This is a genomic window from Paenibacillus sp. UMB4589-SE434, assembly GCF_030226685.1.
Classification (GTDB): Bacteria; Bacillota; Bacilli; order Paenibacillales; family Paenibacillaceae; genus Paenibacillus_B.
Genome location: NZ_JASOYK010000014.1, coordinates 1 through 18791, shown reverse-complemented (window position 1 = coordinate 18791; position 18791 = coordinate 1). Strand labels below are relative to the sequence as shown.

Sequence of the window (18791 nt, the reverse complement as noted above, 5' to 3'; positions counted from 1 at the left end):
ATATATGAATAGCTTCCCAAGCGTCAACCGCGAGAATACTTGATTCTACGGGAAAAATGGAGCCTTTAATGGTTTGAACACTTTTGACAACTCAAGAAACAACATACGTTTCAGTAAAAATGTGCTAGTCAGTTCGAATCTACTCCATTTTATCCCCTCTTCGCAGCCGTTCAAGCTTCAGCATAACGTCCAGACTTAATTTGTCTTCAAGCGGATTGCGCTTGATTGGACGCAGCGCTTGCTCTCGAATCTGTACTTCCACCTCACGTCGCGCCTGTTCGATGACTATTCGTAGTTCACGCGCTGATACACGGAGCGCGCCCAGGGCAAAGATGACATTCTGCTCAGTCATATCTGAAGTGGCCACATAGATCGTGCGGCGGCGATGCTTTAACTCACGCACGAGTCTTTCGATGCATTCATCCGCCGTTTCCTTCTCCTTCGTGAAACTAACCGTTACGTCACCTTGCTTGTAAGTTGCTCCAATGCCCGGTACGCGATAAGCATCGAATACGGCAATGACACGTCTGCCGGAATATGCTTGGTAATCCGTAAGCATGTCCAACAGACGATCACGCGCCTCCTCCAACTTGGTATCCGCCAGCTTCTTCAGTTCAGACCATGCGCCGATCATATTATATCCGTCTACCAGAAGCACGTCGCGCCAATCTGCCTGTTGTTGCATCGCGATTAGCCTCTACGACGGCGTACAACCTCATACATGACGATGCCCGCTGCCACCGAAGCATTCAGGGAATTGATACGCCCCGCCATCGGCAGCTTTAATAATACATCACACGATTCACGGATGAGTCTGCCCATGCCTTTATTCTCATTGCCGATTACAATGGCAACCGGGGAGTCCAAAATATCAGCGTCGTATACTTCCTGTTCAGCCGTTACATCGGTTCCTACTACCCAGACCCCTCGTTCTTTCAGCTGATCAATGGTTTGAGCAAGGTTGGACACTCGTGCAACAGGTACATACTCAACAGCCCCAGCAGATATTTTCGATACAGTTGCCGTTAAGCCAACTGAACGACGTTTCGGAATAATAACACCATGTACCCCCGTGCAATCTGCCGTCCGCAGCATTGAACCAAGATTGTGTGGATCTTCAATCTCATCCAGCACAAGAATAAACGGCTTTTCCCCTCTCGTTTCCGCAAGTGCCAAAATATCCTCGACTTCCACATAATCATAGGCTGCCACCTGCGCAACAACACCTTGATGCTGGATACCTTCAACCATCTGATCCAGTTTACGCTTATCTGCCGACTGAACGATAATGCCGGCCTTTTTAGCTTCGGCGATAATCGGCTGCGTCAAGTGTTTCTGCGCCTGTTCAGCGATCCATATTTTATTGATTGTTCGGCCGGAACGCAGCGCCTCCATGACAGAGTGCTTGCCAGCAATCATTTCTTCTTGCATATAATAAAGTACCTCCTAGTTGCTCTATAATTCCTTTTATGTTATCGGTATTAGATGTCTGGTTAGATGTAAAAGGGTACAACCCCTGCCTGTCGCAACCGTCATCCTACTTCATTTTCGCTTTCTTTCAGCATGAGATGAACCAGTTCCTGCAAGCGTTCTAACTGCTTTTCATAGTATAAATAACCGAACAATGCCTCTAGTGCCGTAGCATGCCTATACTCTTGAACGTTGGCGCTCTTTGGGACAGTAGACTTGGCATTGCGCCCTTGACGAACAACGTCCGCTTCCTCCTCTGTCAACATTGGCGCTAACTTGTTTAGAAATTTGGCCTGCGCTTTTGCTGATACATATTTAATCGTCTCCTGGTGCATATGGTGAGGTCGGTGATTCGGCTGTGCAATTACGTATTGCCGCACAGCAATCTCGTATATAGCATCTCCCATATACGCAAGGGCTATCGGGTTTAACAACTTCGCCCCTTTCGCAGGGGCAAAGTCGAACAGCCAATCATCCTTCTTCACATCACGTTCTTCATCCACTGTTATGACTTCTGCTCCTTTCACACCCGTTTCCAACGAACACCTTGCGGTGTATCCTCTAATACGATTCCTTGTGCCGTAAGCAGATCACGAATCTCATCGGCGCGCGCCCAGTTGCGCGCTTGACGCGCTTCCGTTCGTTCCTGGATTAATTGATCGATCTCCTCATCCAAAAGCTCTACTTCCTGCTCGATTACAATTCCTAATACATCGTTCATCGCTTCAAATGCATCAAGAAGCGCAAGCAGGTCAGCAGGACGTAGTGTTCCGGCAGCACTCCCTTGCTGTACGTACACATTCGCTTCACTCGCCCAATCGAACATCGCCGTGATCGCATCAGCCGTGTTAAAGTCATCTTGCATCTTCGTGTCGAACGTTTCTAAGATTCCAGCCAGCTTCACCTGCAGTGCTTCATTAGGCTCCCCGAAAGAAGCAGCTGCCTGCATCGCTTCATCCAAAGACATGCCTGTTGCCTGTAGAGCATGCTTTACATTCGAAACCGCATTAGTTAATCGTTCCGTTGAGTTTACAGCCTGCTGCATCGCTTCATCCGTAAAGTTAAGCGGGTTGCGATAATGTGTGGACAGCATAAAGTAACGAATAGCTCCCGGGTTGTAATGTGTGAGCAAATCTTTAACGAGCACACCGTTGCCAAGAGATTTAGACATTTTCTCGTTATTGATATTAATATATCCGTTATGCATCCAGAACCGCGACAAAGGCTTGCCCGTCACCGCTTCCGATTGTGCCGATTCACATTCATGATGTGGGAACGTCAGGTCTTGGCCGCCGCCATGAATGTCCAGTGTATCCCCCAGGTATTTACGCACCATAGCCGAGCATTCGATATGCCAGCCTGGTCTTCCATCCCCCCATGGACTCGGCCAAGCAATTTCGCCTGGCTTTGCTCCTTTCCAGAGCACAAAGTCTTCTGCCGCTTCCTTGCGGGCATCTACTTCGATTCGAATTCCGAACTGGAGTTCCTCCAGATTCTGATGGGACAACTTTCCGTAGTCTGCGAACTTCTTCGTACGGAAATATACATCCCCTCCCGATGGGTATGCAAAATCCTGCTCCACTAGTGTTGAAATAAAGCTTATGATTTCATCGATATTATCCGTTACACGTGGATTATTGGTGGCACGGCGAATGCCCAGCCCATCGCAATCTGCGTAATAAGCGTCAACAAACATATCTGCCACTTCTGGCACGGTCAGGTTCATCTCTCGCGCTTTTGTGATCAGTTTGTCATCTACATCCGTAAAGTTGATCACATAGTTAACATCGTAACCTGTTGTTTCCAAATACCTGCGAACCATGTCAAAGACGATTGCCGGTCTGGCATTTCCAATATGAATATAACCGTACACGGTTGGACCGCATACGTACATGCTGACTTCACCCGGCTTCTGTGGAGTAAAGGGCTGCTTCTTGCGTGTCATTGTGTCATAAATCGCTAATGTCATGCGCGCATAACCTCCTTGGAGTTTTTGTCCTTAGTATCCTTATCTTTATCTTGTCGTTCTTCTTCATCTCTACTTTGAGCATTATCCGTACGTCCTTCTTTATCTGGGCTACCTTTTTCCTCTGCCTGACCATTTTCTTTATCCCAATTAACATTGCCTTCACTATACGCCTCATCTGCCGAGTTAGTGAGGGTCTCGATTGTCTGCGATCGTAGATGCTGAACTTCCTGCTCCAGCTTATCGATCTGCCCCTGCAGCACACGGAACATATCAACGACCGGGTCAGGGAGCTGAGCATGATTCAAACGATCAATACGCACGCCATCCTGCTTGACGATCCGGCCTGGAATACCTACAACGGTACAATTGCCTGGTACTTCACGCAGTACAACTGAATTGGCTCCAATACTTGTATTATCTCCAATGCTAAAAGAACCAAGCACCTTGGCGCCGGATGCAATTACGACGTTATTGCCAATGGTAGGGTGTCGCTTGCCCTTTTCTTTACCAGTCCCACCGAGAGTAACACCTTGATAGATGACAACGTCATCTCCAATTTCGCAAGTCTCGCCAATGACCACCCCCATACCATGATCAATAAACAGGCGTTGGCCGATAGTGGCGCCTGGATGAATCTCGATGCCTGTCATAAATCGACTTACTTGAGCTATTGTGCGGGCTACGGTATACCATCTCCGCTTGAAGAACCAATGGGCCACTCGATGTCCCCATATCGCATGCAAACCGGAATAGGTAAAGATGACTTCAAATCGACTGCGTGCCGCGGGATCATTTTCAAATACCGTTCGAATATCGGATCGCATCTGTTGCAGTATACGTCCCATGGCCTATTCCTCCCGAACCGTTCATAATTGAAAGTCCGCCTCATGACAAAAAATGGCGCCCCCGCAGCGTTATGCTGCAGAGACGCCATGCGCGGTCCCACTCTGCTTGAACAATACGAATGCCAACGTAACGAGAGTTAATGCATAAAGGAATACCTCTTTGCCTAACGTAACATTACTGCTGTATTGCTCCACTTTATCGTTCTATAACGTAAACGACTCGTCATTCTCTACCTGAAAAATATACAATCTGCATATTCTACACTCAAGAATGAAGCTTCCGGGCGCAGTGCGTATCGCGAGGCATGGAACTGCTTGCAGCCCCGAAGTCATGGTGTCGTTGCACCCGCTTCATCGGCAGTCCTCTCTGTGCACGCCTATCTGCAAATACGCTCTCCCGTTCAACGCTGTTGCATATAGTACTGATTGGTTGCTATGTGAATCTGTTGTCGAAAAGTCTCTAGTTAATTCTAATTTACATTGGTTATGACCAGTATACTGGAAGACACCTGATATTGACAATAATACTTCTTCTGTAAAATAAACCGAGCCGCCCATTTATTGTGTTACGATCACACGGCTAATCTGGTAAGAACGTTACGCTTGCAGGCGATTGCTTAATCGGCGCAGCACAGTCTCGCGTCCCAGTAGAACGATAGTTTCATTCAGATCGCGACCATGCATCTGTCCTGAAACTGCCACACGAACTGGCATGAACAATCCTTTGCCCTTCGCACCTGTTTCTTTCTGTACTTCTTTAATAGCGCCTTTGACTGTATCTACATCCCAATCAGAAGCTGCTGCAAGCTTCGTATGAAGGGCAGCCAGCACAGTCGGAACTTGCTCTTCAGCCAGAACTGCGGATGCTTCCTCATCTAATGTTAACTCTTCACGGAAGAACAGATCGGAAAGCTCCACAATGTCGGATGCACAATTCATTTGCTCCTGATACAGCTTAACCAGAGCATGGGCCCAAGCTTGTTGTTCATCGCTTAATGAGGCTGGCAAACGGCCCGCCTTCTGCAGATGTGGGATCGACATCGCCGCAATCCGGTCAGGATCTGCTTTCTTCATGTACAAATTGTTCAGATGAGTCAGCTTATTCGTATCAAATACAGCAGGACTCTTAGACAAGCGGTTCTCATCAAAAATGCGGATCAGTTCATCACGGGAGAACATCTCCTCTTCTCCCTCAGGCGACCAGCCAAGCAGTGCAATAAAGTTGCACATAGCCTCAGGAAGATAACCCAATTGATCATACTGCTCAATAAATTGAATAATGGATTCGTCGCGCTTGCTCAGCTTCTTGCGGTTCTCGTTGACGATAAGCGTCATATGTCCGAACTTCGGTGCATCCCAGCCAAACGCTTCATAAATCATCAACTGGCGCAGCGTGTTAGTAATATGATCTTCTCCACGCAGTACATGGGACATCTTCATCAAATAATCGTCGATGACTACAGCGAAGTTATAAGTTGCGATACCGTCCTTTTTAACGATGACCCAATCACCAGTCGTATCCGATTCAAAAGTGATATCACCCTTGACGATATCATCAAACGTATACGAACGTCCCGTCGGCACAAGGAAACGCACGCTTGCCTGACGACCTTCCGCTGCTTTAGCAGCTTGCTGCTCTGGTGTCAGGTGACGGCAAGTTCCCGCATACTTAGGTGTCTCACCACGTTCCGTCTGTTCCTCGCGCTCCTTCTCCAACTCCGCTTCCGTACAATAACACTTGTAAGCAAGCCCGCGTTCCATAAGGTCTTGCGCATGCTGATTATAAATATCAAGTCGTTCCGTCTGACGATAGGGCCCAAATTCACCCCCAACATCAATACTTTCATCCCACTCGATGCCAAGCCATTTCATGTATTTGAACTGGCTCTCTTCTCCGCCTGCCACATTACGCTTTATGTCCGTATCCTCGATACGTACGATAAACTTTCCTCCATGGTGGCGCGCAAACAAATAGTTAAATAACGCGGTGCGCGCGTTACCAATATGTAAATGTCCTGTTGGACTTGGCGCATACCGTACTCGGATGTCTTTACTCATGGTTTTGTCCCTCCGAACTATGCCTTTTATCGGCTTGTATAAGCCTATATTCATCCCGTTATCATACCATATTACGAATTAAGCAGACAACCGCTTGTGCGGCAATTCCCTCGCCACGACCTGTAAAACCCAGCTTTTCTGTCGTTGTCGCCTTGACATTAATCTGGGAAGCTTCAGCCTCCAACACTCGTGCAATATTATCCACCATCGCGGGTATGTGTGGCAGCATCTTGGGCTGCTGTGCAATAATCGTACAATCCAGATTACCGAGTTTATACCCACGATCAACAGCCATCCGCCAGACATGCTCCATTAGTTTAACACTGTCCGCATCTTTGAAAGCTGGATCTGTATCCGGAAAGTGCTTGCCGATATCGCCTAAGCCAAGCGCACCAAGGACAGCATCGCTGATGGTATGCATCAGCACGTCCGCATCTGAGTGACCCAACAGTCCTTTCTCGTATGGAATCGTCACGCCGCCAATAATACACGGACGTCCCTCCACCAACTGGTGTACATCAAACCCTTGCCCTACTCGGATCATGTTGTTCTCCGCTCCCATCTGTTAAGTAAAATCCCATGACTCCACCATATCCGACTTCCAATCACAATTCCAATCACCATTCCAATTAGCTTAGATCTTTGTGCTTCATCTTGTCACCTTGCCCATTACATACATCAGTCTTGTCCATCACTCACATCAGACTGATAGCTCTTATCCAGCCTTGTCATGCTTGTGCTGGCTCATTGCTCCTGCTCAGCCACCAATCAGCCCATGCCAGGTCTTCTGGTGTCGTCAGCTTAATATTGGAGTAGCTGCCTTCAACGATATGCACTTCAATGCCGATCTGCTCAACAAGCATAGCATCATCAGTACCGATACGTCCCGCTTTACCCGCTTCGTCATGGGCACGCATCACATCTTCAAGACGAAAAGCCTGTGGGGTCTGAATCGCCCACAAGCTGCTTCGGTCAGGAGTTGCTGTAATGACACCATTCGCATTGACTTGCTTAATCGTATCTTTAACGGGTACGGCTAGCACAGCCGCTCCATATGTAATTGCCGCTTCTCCAACAGCAAGTACCTGTTCTGCCTCTACAAAGGGTCTAACCCCATCATGTATAAGCACAATATTCAGGCCTCGCGCTTGGATCGCCTTCAGTCCTTCATATACAGAATGCTGACGTTCTTTCCCGCCAGGCACAATATCAAGTACTTTAGTTAAATGATACTGTTCCACCCAAATGCGGCAGCGCTCCAAATCGTGTCTGCCTGTTACCAGAGCGATGGATGCACATTGCTCCATAGCTTCAAATCGTTCCAGCGTATGTATCAATACTGGCTTGTCCTGCAGCAGCAAGTACTGCTTGCTCTCCTGCATTCCCATACGAGTACCCTTACCTGCCGCTACAACGATAACACCGAATTGCTGCTCCATCTCTGCTAACCCTCCATGATGGTAATACACCCATCATACCTGTTTATTGGGCTTTTTCCAACAGTTTCGGCTTGGCAAATATCATACGGCCCGCGGACGTCTGCAATACGCTAGTTACAAGCACTTCCATCGTGGTACCGATGTACTCTCTACCGCCTTCCACAACGATCATCGTCCCGTCATCCAAATAGGCTACACCCTGACCATGCTCCTTACCATCCTTGATCACTTGTACGACGATCTCTTCGCCCGGTAGTACAACTGGCTTGACAGCATTGGCCAGATCGTTAATATTTAAGACAGATACACCTTGTAGCTCGCACACTTTGTTTAAGTTATAGTCGTTGGTTACGACTTTACCCTTTAACAGTTTGGCCAGCTTCACCAGCTTGCTGTCTACCTCAGATATTTCATCAAAGTCACCTTCGTATATTAGCACTTTTACTTCCAGTTCCTTTTGAATTTTATTTAAGATATCCAGTCCCCGCCGACCGCGATTGCGCTTGAGCAAATCAGAAGAATCTGCGATATGCTGCAGCTCTTCCAGCACAAACTCAGGTATAACGATGGTTCCTTCAATAAATCCCGTCTTGCAGATGTCTGCAATACGACCGTCAATAATAACACTCGTGTCCATGATTTTATGCTCTTCGAAACCGAGGCTCGTGTTGTTTTCTTCTGCTTTAGGTTGCTTCCATAACTGCATCCACTCCAGCACTTCTTCCTGCTTCCAGTGGGCAATCTGTACGCCTATAATGCCACACCCCGTCGTACAAAGAACGGCTACCAATTGACCGATAAGTCCAAAGTGGCTTAATAAAGGCATAAGCAGCGCAGAAAAGCAAAGACCGATTAAGAGTCCACTTGTGTGTATAATGAGTTGTGCAGGGGACATCTCCGTAATTCGAGTGCGCCATATGTTCCATAACCGTGCTGCAGGTGTAGCAAGTGAATGACATAGAACCATTGCTGCTACAGCGCCTCCAAGAGCCCACCATATCCGACCTGACGTCCAACCGTTCACGGCGGATGACCATTCCATCGTTCTGGCATACAGGGCAGCGTGCACTTCCATGCCGCACCATGCCCCTAAAATTCCAGCCAGCACCGTAAATGTGCGTCTGAACATAAACGTCCACCTCCTTGATTATTGTCTTATCTTTACAATTATGGCCCAAGGAGTGACGGTCTAATCCGTACGGAAACGTTTTTTCCTTTTCATGCAGGTTGATATATGGGAATTATTAGTTTTATAATGAATACGGATGCACGTGGTTATTTTAAAGAAGAGCGTTCAAGTGCGGTGAACATCATCGCTGCACCATTTCAAGAATAGAGGTGGATTTGAAATGAGCACTCCTAATTTGCAAACGTTTCAAGACCAAGTTGCCGACCTATTACTAAGACACCGGAGTCTGTTAGACGTTCTCTCCAAATGCGGACAGTCGGACTCTTCTGTTAATCGTGCCGTCACCAAAGCAATCACAGAATGCGGATGTTTGGAGGTTCATGCAAAGCGCCAGCCCTACCAGCCAGAGATGGATCTTGATCAGGCCAAGCACAGCCTAGAGAGCCATCTGCAAGGCCATCTATGCGAGAATTGCAAAGACGTCATCCGTGCGGAACTGGGCAAGCATTTGTTCTATATGTCCGCGCTTTGTAATCTGCTTGATATTCGCCTGGACGAGGTTGTAAAGCAAGAGTCCAGCAAATGTTCAACTTTGGGAGTTTTTAACCTGTCTTAATTCGCTAATATAGCAGTTCAATGCAAAAAGCACCTGTTCCTCGGAACAGGTGCTTTTTAAGTAAGGGACACTGTTATTGTATTAATCAGAGTTCCTAAGAAGAATGCTTGCGTTGCGTCCAATCATCCGCTTCCACCGTCTTTTTGCGACGGCGATTCAGCATTCTAACGTTTTTTTTTAAGCCGAGCAACGCGTACAAGACGAGCGGCACGAATATAAGCTTAGGTGTCTGCTCCGGCTTCCACAATGCAATAGCTACCGCACCAGCAATAACAAATGGTGTAATCCAAATGGCTTTCTTCGGAATGCCATGCTTCTTGAAATTCGGATAGCGAACAGTACTAACCATTAAATAGGATACGAGCAGCATGGCTACGATCAAATATGGCGCAGCAATACTCTTATGGAACAAAGCAAGCGTACATACCACACCACCAGCTGCTGGAATCGGAAGACCTACAAAGTAGCCAGGGATTCCTTCGATAACATTAAACCGCGCAAGACGCAACGCTCCACAGATCGGGAAAATAGCCGTTACAACCCATGCAAGCGCAGGGTTCAATTCACTAAATGCACACACATACATAACAAATGCCGGAGCAACTCCAAACGAAATAACATCCGATAATGAATCCAATTCTTTGCCGAATTCACTCTGCACGTTAAGCGCACGAGCGACACTTCCATCTAAACCATCCAACAGCATTGCAATAATAACCATGAGGGCAGCAAGGTTGACCTCATCGTTAAACGCAAGCATGATGGATATGATTCCGAGAAACAAGTTACCAATGGTAAACAGGTTCGGAATGGACTTTGTAATCATAGGTTCACCTCTAATTTTACTATGCCCAACGTGTTTTCATTTTAGGTACACTAAATCTGCCTGTCAATGAACACTTGCTCCTGAATTCGCTTCAGCCCTTCTTTAATCGTACGGGCCCGAACTTCTCCAATTCCATCTACCTCATCCAGTTCCTCAATAGTGGCCATCATGACCTGCGGTAAAGAGCTGAAGGTGTCCACTAAATTATGGATGACAATATTAGGCAAGCGCGGGAGCTTGTTCAGCACGCGATAACCTCGCGGTGAGATCGACTCATCTTGAGCCGTGCTGGTTGCGGGGTATCCAAGTATACGAATCAGATGATGCGTATCCAGCAGTTCATCAGCCGTACACTTCTTCAGTTGGGCAAGAATGTCGCGGATCTTCTCGTCACTAGAGTCGCGCGCATAGTCTTTAAGCAGAAGCCATGCGTCGTCCTCCGTATTGCTGACGAGCTCTTCGAGCTGCATGCTAATCAGGCGCCCTTCGGTTCCAAGTTCGTTAATATAACGTTTGATCTCTAACTTAATACGTAATACCATCTCTGTACGTTGCACAACATTCACGACATCTACTAATGTGACCAGTTCCTCGAACTCGGAAGCGGTTAGATTAGTCAAACCTTGAACCAGCACCGCTTTGTATTTCTCCAGTGTCTGAATGGCTTGATTTGCTTTTGTCAAAATAACGCCCATCTCTTTGAGCGCATATCTTAGACTGCCCTGATACAGCGTGATCACATTCCGGCGCTGGGATATAGACACGACCAGCTTTCCCGTCTGCTTCGCTACTCGCTCTGCCGTACGATGTCTGATACCTGTCTCGATGGATGGAATCGAGGAATCCGGAATCAGCTGCGTGTTAGCGTACAAAATCCGCTTCATGTCTTCGCTCAAAATAATGGCGCCGTCCATTTTAGCTAATTCATATAAATAGCTTGGCGTAAAATCGCAATTAATGGAGAATCCGCCGTCAACAACCTCCATTACTTCCGGACTGTAACCAACTACGAGCAGCGCTCCAGTCTTTGCGCGAAGAACGTTCTCTAATCCCTCGCGAAAAGCAGTGCCCGGAGCAACCAGCTTTAATAAATCATTCATAATGTCGAGCTGACTTTGACTGTCTTTCATTCTATATCTATGCCCCCTAACCTAACGCCGCTGTTAATGCTTCCGCAACTGTATTAACTCCAATGATCTCAATATGTTTAGGCTGTGTCCAGCCTCGAAGACTATTCTCAGGCATAATAATTCGCTTAAAACCAAGTTTCTCTGCTTCCTTAACACGCTGCTCGGCTCGGGATACTGCCCGTACCTCGCCTGTCAATCCCACTTCGCCAATAACTACATCAAACGGCTGTGTCGGCATATCCCGAAAGCTCGATGCAATGGCAACCGCAATCGCCAGATCAACCGCTGGTTCATCCAGACGCATGCCACCCGCTACATTGACATAAGCATCCTGATTCTGCAAGAACATGCCCATCCGCTTCTCAAGCACGGCGATAATCAGGGCTAGACGATGATGATCGATACCTGTCGCTGTTCGGCGCGGTGATGGGAAATTCGTGGCAGCGACCAGCGCCTGCATCTCCACTAGTACTGGACGTGTCCCCTCAAGGCTCGCTACAACAGTAGAGCCTGATACACCTAATGGACGCTCCTGCAAGAACAGCTCGGACGGGTTCTTGACTTCAACCAGCCCACCTTCGGTCATCTCGAATATGCCCATTTCGTTGGTTGAACCAAAGCGATTCTTCACTGCGCGCAATATGCGATAGGAATGATGCCGTTCCCCTTCAAAATAAAGCACACAGTCTACCATGTGCTCCAAGAGCCGAGGTCCTGCGATTGCCCCCTCCTTGGTCACATGGCCCACAAGCACCGTTGCAATCCCTTTGCCTTTTGCTACACGCATAAACGCACTGGTGCACTCTCGAACCTGAGCAACACTGCCCGGAGCTGATTCAACCGATGGTTGATAGACAGTCTGAATCGAATCTATGACAAGGAAATCCGGTTGTATCTGTTCTATCGCCTCTTCAATGTGAAGCAAGTTGGTTTCACTTAGTACAAACAACCGTTCAGACAACGACCCTAAACGATCAGCACGCAGCTTGGTCTGGCGCATCGATTCCTCACCTGATACATACAACACCTTCAAACCACTAACGGCTATCGCATTAGAGGTCTGGAGCAGCAGTGTTGACTTGCCAATGCCCGGATCACCGCCGACCAGAATCAAGGATCCTGGGACAACACCCCCGCCAAGCACACGATTAAGTTCGGAAATCGTCGTGCTTAGTCGTGGTTCACGCCCACTCTCTATATGTATGATCGGTTGCGGCTTTTCTTTCGTAATGAGAAAGGATGATTGTACGCCAGCCGTCTTCACAACCGTCTCACGCTCTTCAACCATTGTATTCCATTCATTGCAGCCCGGACATTTCCCCATCCACTTAGGTGATTCATAACCACATTCCGTGCAATAAAACTTGGTCTTTACTTTGGCCATACCAGCCGACAACTCCTAACCTTTCATTCTGCGGACGAATTCATCTGCTTCTCGCTGTGAGACATATCGCTCTGTTCTTAAGGTTTACAGATGATGTCGACTGTAGCAGAAGATGGCTCAACTTTGCCCGTAATCTCAATATTCTCAAGTTTACCATTTTTGAGGGGACGTGGAAAGGAGCGGGCACAAAAAAACGAGCCCTTATTAGGGCCCGTCTCAGATCATCTGCTTAATTTGTTGCAGCTGGTTCTGTATTCAGTTGAACGACCAATCCGCCGTCCTGCTCATCAATTGTGACATAGTCACCTTTGTTAATATGACCTCTCAGCAGTTCCTCAGACAATTTGTCCTCGATATGCTTCTGGATCGCACGACGCAGCGGACGCGCTCCATAAGCTGGATCATATCCTTCCTTCGCAAGGAATTTCTTCGCTTCATCCGTTAAGCTGAAGTGAATATCCTGCTCGTTCAGACGTTTGCGGAGATCGTCAGCCATCAAGCTAACAATTTCTGAAATATGTTTCTCATCCAAAGAGTGGAACACGATAATCTCATCGATACGGTTCAAGAACTCTGGACGGAAGCTCTTCTTAAGCTCGACCATTACTTTATCTTTCATGTTGTTGTAGTCGCGCGCATTGTCATCTATTGCCGTAAAACCAAGCGTAGAATTGCGCTTAATCGCCTCAGCGCCCACATTTGACGTTAAGATGATCAATGTGTTGCGGAAGTCGACTACACGCCCTTTGGAATCTGTAAGTCGTCCGTCTTCCAACACTTGCAGTAAAATGTTAAATACTTCGGGATGAGCCTTCTCAATTTCGTCCAGCAGGACTACCGAGTATGGCTTGCGGCGAACTTTCTCGGTTAATTGGCCACCTTCTTCATAACCAACATAACCTGGAGGCGCTCCTACAAGTCGTGATGTCGAATGTTTCTCCATATACTCGGACATATCAATACGGATAACGGCGTTGTCATCTCCGAAGAGCGATTCGGCAAGTGCTCTCGCCAATTCCGTCTTACCTACACCCGTAGGACCGAGGAAAATAAACGAGCCCATTGGACGTTTCGGATCTTTAAGCCCTGCACGTGCGCGACGGATTGCGCGGCTAACCGCCTTAACCGCTTCGTCCTGCCCAATCACACGCTCATGGAGAATCTCCTCCATCTTCAACAGACGCTCAGTCTCTTCTTCTTTAAGTTTAATGACAGGGATACCAGTCCAGCTTGCAACGACTTGTGCGATATCTTCTGGAGTAACCTCCGAATCCATGCGTCCTTGCTTCTCTTTCCACTGATTGCGGAACGTCTCTAGTTCTTCGCGCATCTTCTGCTCCGTATCACGCAGCGCTGCCGCCTTTTCAAACTCCTGGCTTTGCACAGCAGCATCTTTCTCCTTGCGAATATCCTCAAGCCGCTGTTCCAGCTCTTTCAGATTAGGCGGTACGGTGTACGTGTGAAGCCTTACTTTGGAACTTGCCTCATCGATCAAGTCGATTGCTTTATCCGGCAGGAAGCGATCCGTAATATAACGATCAGAGAGCTTAACCGCTTGCTCAATCGATTCATCGGTGATCTTCACACGATGATGCGCTTCATAACGATCGCGCAAGCCCTTCAAGATCTGTATGGCCTCTTCAGGAGTTGGCTGATCTACCGTAATCGGTTGGAAACGACGTTCAAGCGCAGCATCCTTCTCAATATATTTGCGATACTCATCAAGCGTTGTAGCCCCAATGCATTGCAGCTCTCCGCGAGCAAGCGCCGGCTTTAGAATGTTGGACGCATCAATCGCCCCTTCTGCGCCACCTGCACCGATCAACGTGTGAAGCTCGTCGATAAAGAGAATGATGTTGCCAGCCTGGCGAATCTCATCCATAATTTTTTTCAATCGATCCTCGAATTCGCCGCGATATTTCGTACCTGCCACGACTGAACCCATATCGAGTGTCATCACTCGCTTGTCTCGTAATGTCTCCGGAATTTCATTATGAATAATCTTCTGCGCAAGTCCTTCAGCGATAGCAGTCTTACCTACACCAGGTTCGCCAATAAGTACCGGGTTATTCTTCGTACGACGGCTCAGTACTTGAATGACACGTTCGATTTCTTTACTGCGCCCAATTACAGGATCTAAGTTGCCTTCTTTTGCGATCGAAGTTAGATCGCGTGCCAAGCCATCCAGCGTTGGCGTGCTCACGTTCTGTGGTGTACCATGATGGCTGGATACCGCTTCACTGCTGCCAAGCAGCTGCAGCACTTGCTGACGTGCTTTATTTAGACTAATGCCCAGGTTGTTTAATACGCGAGCTGCCACACCCTCACCCTCACGAATAAGGCCGAGCAAAATATGTTCTGTTCCCACATAAGTATGACCAAGCTTACGTGCTTCATCCATGGACAATTCGATAACTTTTTTGGCACGCGGTGTGTAAGCAATGTTTGTCGGCTGCTCTTGACCGCGTCCAATCAAGGACTCGACCTCGTCTTGAATTTTCTCCAAGCCTAAACCTAATGCGACTAATGCTTTTGCTGCAATGCCCTCTCCTTCACGGATCAGACCGAGCAAAATATGCTCTGTTCCAATGTTGTTATGTCCCAAGCGCACGGCTTCTTCCTGAGCCAATGCCAATACTTTCTGAGCTCGTTCTGTAAATCTACCGAACATCATCGACTTGCACCTCCACATGATTCATTATTTGTTAATTCGTTATTACTCGGTTCATTCCTGCAACTTCTTGCTTTTGTCGGATTGACGTGGTGTAGACTGTTTCCTTACCAGAGTCTCCCGAATGAGGCGGGCGCGGTAAATATCGCGTTCATCCGCATTCATTTGTTTATTATAAATATGCTGCAGAAATCCAGGTTGGGTCATTACCATCAATTCATTCAACATGGTAGGCGAAACATCCTTCAACAATCCAAGATCTGCGCCTAAACGAATATCAGAAAGACGCTGTGCCGCTTCTTTGGTCTCCATAATAGCTGCATGCTTCAAGATACCGTAGGAACGGCACACTTTATCTGTGAGACGTGTAATGTTCTCTTGTCTCAATTGTTCGCGCGCAGCCTTCTCATGCTCGATAATTTGTTTGACAACACCATACAAGTTATCGATTATTTCTTCCTCGGATTGACCAAGCGTAATCTGATTGGATATTTGAAACAGATTCCCAATCGCCTCGCTGCCTTCCCCATACAAGCCACGAACCGCAAGACCGACTTGCGCTACTGCTTGCAAAATACGATTGATTTGCTGTGTCAGCACAAGAGCTGGCAGATGCATCATCACAGAAGCACGAATCCCTGTACCAACATTAGTTGGACAACTGGTTAAATAGCCGCGTTTCTCATCAAAAGCATAATCTACTTTAGCTTCAAATACATCATCTAGCTGACTTGCAGCCTCCCATGCCTCTCGTATTTGGAGACCTGGATACAAACATTGAATACGGAGATGGTCCTCTTCATTTAACATAATACTAATCGATTCGTCATCCTTCAGCAGTAGTCCCCCATTGCGGGATTCATTAGCCAAATTAGGACTGATGAGATGCTTCTCGACTAGTACTTGTCTTTCCGTCACGTTTAACTCTGTCAGCTTCATCACATAAAAATGCCCTAGCTCCGCAAAATCAGGCGACTCAGCCACAGCAGTCAAGCGAGTAAGCGATTCAGCGGACTGTTGGTTCGTTGCCAAAAGCGGAAACGGTATCCCATGCAAGTTGCGAGCAATCCGAATCCGGCTGCTAATCACAATATCCGAGTCAGGCCCTGTACCACGCATCCAATCGCTGACAGGCTGTTTCATAAAGGAATGATTAGACATAAGCTTTACTCCTCCTTACCCGTCTGAACGTTTCTTAACACCACTCTATATTATTGCGCTTCTGCTCCGCCGGTCAGTTCTTTCTCCAGCATACGAATGTGATCCCGTAATTGAGCCGCCTCTTCAAATTGTTCCATACGAATACACTCTTGCAGCTTCTCACGTAGTTCATCCAATTCACGCTTTCGCTGTAACACAATACCATTACGCTTCGGAATCTTGCCAACATGAATAATGTTGCCATGAACTCTTTTCAGCAGCGGATCAAGTCGTGAACCGAATGACTTATAACACTCGTCACAACCGAATCTACCCATCTTGCTGAACTGCGAAAACGTAAGGCCGCAATTGTCGCAGCGCATCGCCTCAGATGTTGCCTTAAACCCATATACTCCATTTTTGAGATTACCCGTTCCGTTCGATAAGTCAAAATCCAACAATCCTGAAAGCAGATTATGAATAGAAAACTCATGCGCGGGATCAGCATTCAATTCTCCCTTCTCACGGGCACATCCCTCGCAAATATGGGATTCAGTCTTCTCTCCATTAATAATCTTCGTAAAATGTAAGGTTGCGGGCTTCTGGCCGCACTGTTGACACATCATAGTCCCGTTCCTCCTAGTCAGGTGCATTCTTTACTTACACCTTCAAACTTGAGCATAACAAAAATGAACGCTGTGTCCTTCATGTCACCATCATAACTATGACTTCCCTAGCAAAGCAACCAGCATCGCGCGCAACAATCTCGCACGCAGCTCGTCTCGATAAGGCAGTTTTAACATTAAGTTGTCACGTGACATAGCTGCACGAAGCAAACTTGCTTCTCGTCGGGAGATAATCTTCGCTTCTTCCAGTTGATAGATAAGGCCATCTGCCGGATCTTGTCCAATACATTCACCGATCGTGTCACACACGTGCGTATGTATGGCATGCTGAGCCGGAAGTTCAATGCGTTGAATGCGAATATATCCACCGCCACCGCGCTTGCTTTCCACGACATAACCTTTTTCTAACGTAAACCGTGTGCTAATCACGTAATTAATCTGTGATGGAACGCAAGCAAATTGTTGAGCAAGATCGTTACGCTGAATTTCCACAGCGCCCTCGCGGCTGTCCAACAGCATAATTTTCAGATGCTGTTCGATCAAATCCGAAATGTTGCGCAACTTACTCCCTCCTTTCTATGCATCTATATTAGGTTTAACCAATTTTGACGTATTATTATTCGGAGTTGGTAATCATTTATTGACTTTGACTTTCTTTGACCTTGAATTTATTATAACAAATCGGTTTCCGTTTGCCAAATATAAATTTGGTTAGCCTTTATTCTTCTGTAAGGACGTTAATCATTAATGATCGGAACTATGGCGCCTTACGAGAAAACATGTACACATCAAATTGTATTAGAGAAACGCTCACTTAAGGTATTACTTGTAATGAGATCCAACTTTCTTTTCTAATCATATGAAGCGAGGCTAGATGAAGTGACATCAGATTTGATAACAGCCTGTGTTACTTGGTGCACAAGTAACTAGGCAAATGTAACTTCAGCCGTTTGACGATCTGCGTCCGCTTATTCCGTAAACGCTTAACTTAGGTACTTGTAGATAACATTTATAATTTGGATTTGAAATCTTTGAAATCATAAATAAATGGACTAATATATGTGGATAATTGGTTCTTTGGGGGGGGAATAAAGAGATACACTTCTTATGAGATTGTGAACAACATATGACATTTCCACAAGCAGTGGACAAAAAGTGGACAACTATCTTAATAACATTAATATTCAGCCCTATAAACGGAGCAATATGCCGTGGTTTCATCGTTATGTGCTGCTAAAATGGATATATAAATTAAATCTCATTAGTTATACACATGTGGATAACGGATAAAAACACAAATAATATCCACTATTCACACGGTGGATATCACGTTTTATATTCAGATAACGATGATGACTCAGTGGCCGGTGTACTTATAGTTACTTAAGTCATTGCCTGCAATAGAGAAAACAAAGCCCATCGACATAAGTCAATGGGCTTTACTGCTTGGCAACGTCCTACTCTCCCAGGACCCTGCGGTCCAAGTAC

Annotated in this window: 16 protein-coding genes and 1 pseudogene; 1 reads left to right on the top strand and 16 read right to left on the bottom strand. The window is 46.8% G+C overall.

Annotated features, from left to right (window positions below):
- Positions 1–139 precede the first annotated feature (139 nt).
- From QP775_RS25190 to QP775_RS25150, 9 genes and pseudogenes are all read right to left on the bottom strand, one after another.
- Complete coding sequence (locus QP775_RS25190; protein WP_239333616.1) at positions 140–685, bottom strand: NYN domain-containing protein; 546 nt, start codon at positions 683–685, stop codon at positions 140–142.
- Between the two features lie 5 nt (positions 686–690).
- Positions 691–1431 carry a 23S rRNA (guanosine(2251)-2'-O)-methyltransferase RlmB gene (gene rlmB / locus QP775_RS25185; RefSeq protein ID WP_239333618.1) on the bottom strand — a complete coding sequence of 247 codons (741 nt, stop codon included), beginning with the start codon at positions 1429–1431 and terminating at the stop codon, positions 691–693.
- A 101-nt stretch (positions 1432–1532) separates the two neighbouring features.
- Complete coding sequence (locus QP775_RS25180) at positions 1533–1973, bottom strand: Mini-ribonuclease 3 (protein ID WP_285109335.1); 441 nt, start codon at positions 1971–1973, stop codon at positions 1533–1535.
- A 20-nt stretch (positions 1974–1993) separates the two neighbouring features.
- On the bottom strand, positions 1994–3439 hold the full coding sequence (gene cysS, locus QP775_RS25175) for a cysteine--tRNA ligase (RefSeq protein WP_285109325.1): 1446 nt from the start codon (positions 3437–3439) through the stop codon (positions 1994–1996).
- 200 nt (positions 3440–3639) lie between these two features.
- Positions 3640–4284, bottom strand: a pseudogene (gene cysE / locus QP775_RS25170) (serine O-acetyltransferase); the annotation flags it as partial.
- Positions 4285–4881: 597 nt separating this feature from the next.
- Positions 4882–6342, bottom strand: coding sequence for a glutamate--tRNA ligase (gene gltX, locus QP775_RS25165; RefSeq protein ID WP_239333624.1), 1461 nt, complete (start codon positions 6340–6342; stop codon positions 4882–4884).
- Between the two features lie 61 nt (positions 6343–6403).
- Positions 6404–6886: a 2-C-methyl-D-erythritol 2,4-cyclodiphosphate synthase gene (ispF, locus tag QP775_RS25160; protein WP_239333648.1), complete on the bottom strand. Its 483-nt coding sequence runs from the start codon at positions 6884–6886 to the stop codon at positions 6404–6406.
- Between the two features lie 184 nt (positions 6887–7070).
- Complete coding sequence (gene ispD, locus QP775_RS25155; protein WP_239333626.1) at positions 7071–7781, bottom strand: 2-C-methyl-D-erythritol 4-phosphate cytidylyltransferase; 711 nt, start codon at positions 7779–7781, stop codon at positions 7071–7073.
- A gap of 43 nt (positions 7782–7824) precedes the next feature.
- Positions 7825–8910, bottom strand: coding sequence for a PIN/TRAM domain-containing protein (locus QP775_RS25150; RefSeq protein WP_285109324.1), 1086 nt, complete (start codon positions 8908–8910; stop codon positions 7825–7827).
- A 220-nt stretch (positions 8911–9130) separates the two neighbouring features.
- Between QP775_RS25150 and QP775_RS25145 the strand changes: the two genes are divergently transcribed.
- The gene (locus QP775_RS25145; RefSeq protein WP_028543482.1) at positions 9131–9526 is read left to right on the top strand and encodes a nucleoside triphosphate pyrophosphohydrolase family protein; all 396 of its coding nucleotides are present in this window, start codon (positions 9131–9133) and stop codon (positions 9524–9526) included.
- Positions 9527–9620: 94 nt separating this feature from the next.
- On the opposite strand, the gene pssA is transcribed toward QP775_RS25145, so the two are convergent.
- From pssA to QP775_RS25110, 7 genes are all read right to left on the bottom strand, one after another.
- A complete protein-coding gene (gene pssA, locus QP775_RS25140; RefSeq protein ID WP_239333630.1) occupies positions 9621–10352 on the bottom strand; it encodes a CDP-diacylglycerol--serine O-phosphatidyltransferase in 732 nt (243 codons plus the stop codon).
- 50 nt (positions 10353–10402) lie between these two features.
- Positions 10403–11482, bottom strand: coding sequence for a DNA integrity scanning diadenylate cyclase DisA (disA, locus tag QP775_RS25135; protein WP_285109323.1), 1080 nt, complete (start codon positions 11480–11482; stop codon positions 10403–10405).
- Positions 11483–11498: 16 nt separating this feature from the next.
- Positions 11499–12866, bottom strand: coding sequence for a DNA repair protein RadA (gene radA, locus QP775_RS25130; protein WP_285109322.1), 1368 nt, complete (start codon positions 12864–12866; stop codon positions 11499–11501).
- Positions 12867–13095: 229 nt separating this feature from the next.
- A complete protein-coding gene (gene clpC / locus QP775_RS25125; protein ID WP_239333634.1) occupies positions 13096–15540 on the bottom strand; it encodes an ATP-dependent protease ATP-binding subunit ClpC in 2445 nt (814 codons plus the stop codon).
- Between the two features lie 51 nt (positions 15541–15591).
- Positions 15592–16698: a protein-arginine kinase McsB gene (gene mcsB / locus QP775_RS25120; RefSeq protein ID WP_239333636.1), complete on the bottom strand. Its 1107-nt coding sequence runs from the start codon at positions 16696–16698 to the stop codon at positions 15592–15594.
- Positions 16699–16748: 50 nt separating this feature from the next.
- Positions 16749–17303 (bottom strand): protein-arginine kinase activator protein McsA, encoded by a 555-nt coding sequence (mcsA, locus tag QP775_RS25115; protein ID WP_285109321.1) that lies wholly within the window; start codon positions 17301–17303, stop codon positions 16749–16751.
- A gap of 96 nt (positions 17304–17399) precedes the next feature.
- Positions 17400–17864 (bottom strand): CtsR family transcriptional regulator, encoded by a 465-nt coding sequence (locus tag QP775_RS25110; RefSeq protein ID WP_028543475.1) that lies wholly within the window; start codon positions 17862–17864, stop codon positions 17400–17402.
- Positions 17865–18791 lie beyond the last annotated feature (927 nt).

Coding starts and splice junctions, on each gene's coding strand:
- QP775_RS25190 (WP_239333616.1), bottom strand. CDS start 685: ATGCAACAACAGGCAGATTGGCGCGACGTGCTTCTGGTAGACGGATAT.
- rlmB (WP_239333618.1), bottom strand. CDS start 1,431: ATGCAAGAAGAAATGATTGCTGGCAAGCACTCTGTCATGGAGGCGCTG.
- cysS (WP_285109325.1), bottom strand. CDS start 3,439: ATGACATTAGCGATTTATGACACAATGACACGCAAGAAGCAGCCCTTT.
- gltX (WP_239333624.1), bottom strand. CDS start 6,342: ATGAGTAAAGACATCCGAGTACGGTATGCGCCAAGTCCAACAGGACAT.
- ispF (WP_239333648.1), bottom strand. CDS start 6,886: ATGATCCGAGTAGGGCAAGGGTTTGATGTACACCAGTTGGTGGAGGGA.
- ispD (WP_239333626.1), bottom strand. CDS start 7,781: ATGGAGCAGCAATTCGGTGTTATCGTTGTAGCGGCAGGTAAGGGTACT.
- QP775_RS25150 (WP_285109324.1), bottom strand. CDS start 8,910: ATGTTCAGACGCACATTTACGGTGCTGGCTGGAATTTTAGGGGCATGG.
- QP775_RS25145 (WP_028543482.1), top strand. CDS start 9,131: ATGAGCACTCCTAATTTGCAAACGTTTCAAGACCAAGTTGCCGACCTA.
- pssA (WP_239333630.1), bottom strand. CDS start 10,352: ATGATTACAAAGTCCATTCCGAACCTGTTTACCATTGGTAACTTGTTT.
- disA (WP_285109323.1), bottom strand. CDS start 11,482: ATGAAAGACAGTCAAAGTCAGCTCGACATTATGAATGATTTATTAAAG.
- radA (WP_285109322.1), bottom strand. CDS start 12,866: ATGGCCAAAGTAAAGACCAAGTTTTATTGCACGGAATGTGGTTATGAA.
- clpC (WP_239333634.1), bottom strand. CDS start 15,540: ATGATGTTCGGTAGATTTACAGAACGAGCTCAGAAAGTATTGGCATTG.
- mcsB (WP_239333636.1), bottom strand. CDS start 16,698: ATGTCTAATCATTCCTTTATGAAACAGCCTGTCAGCGATTGGATGCGT.
- mcsA (WP_285109321.1), bottom strand. CDS start 17,303: ATGATGTGTCAACAGTGCGGCCAGAAGCCCGCAACCTTACATTTTACG.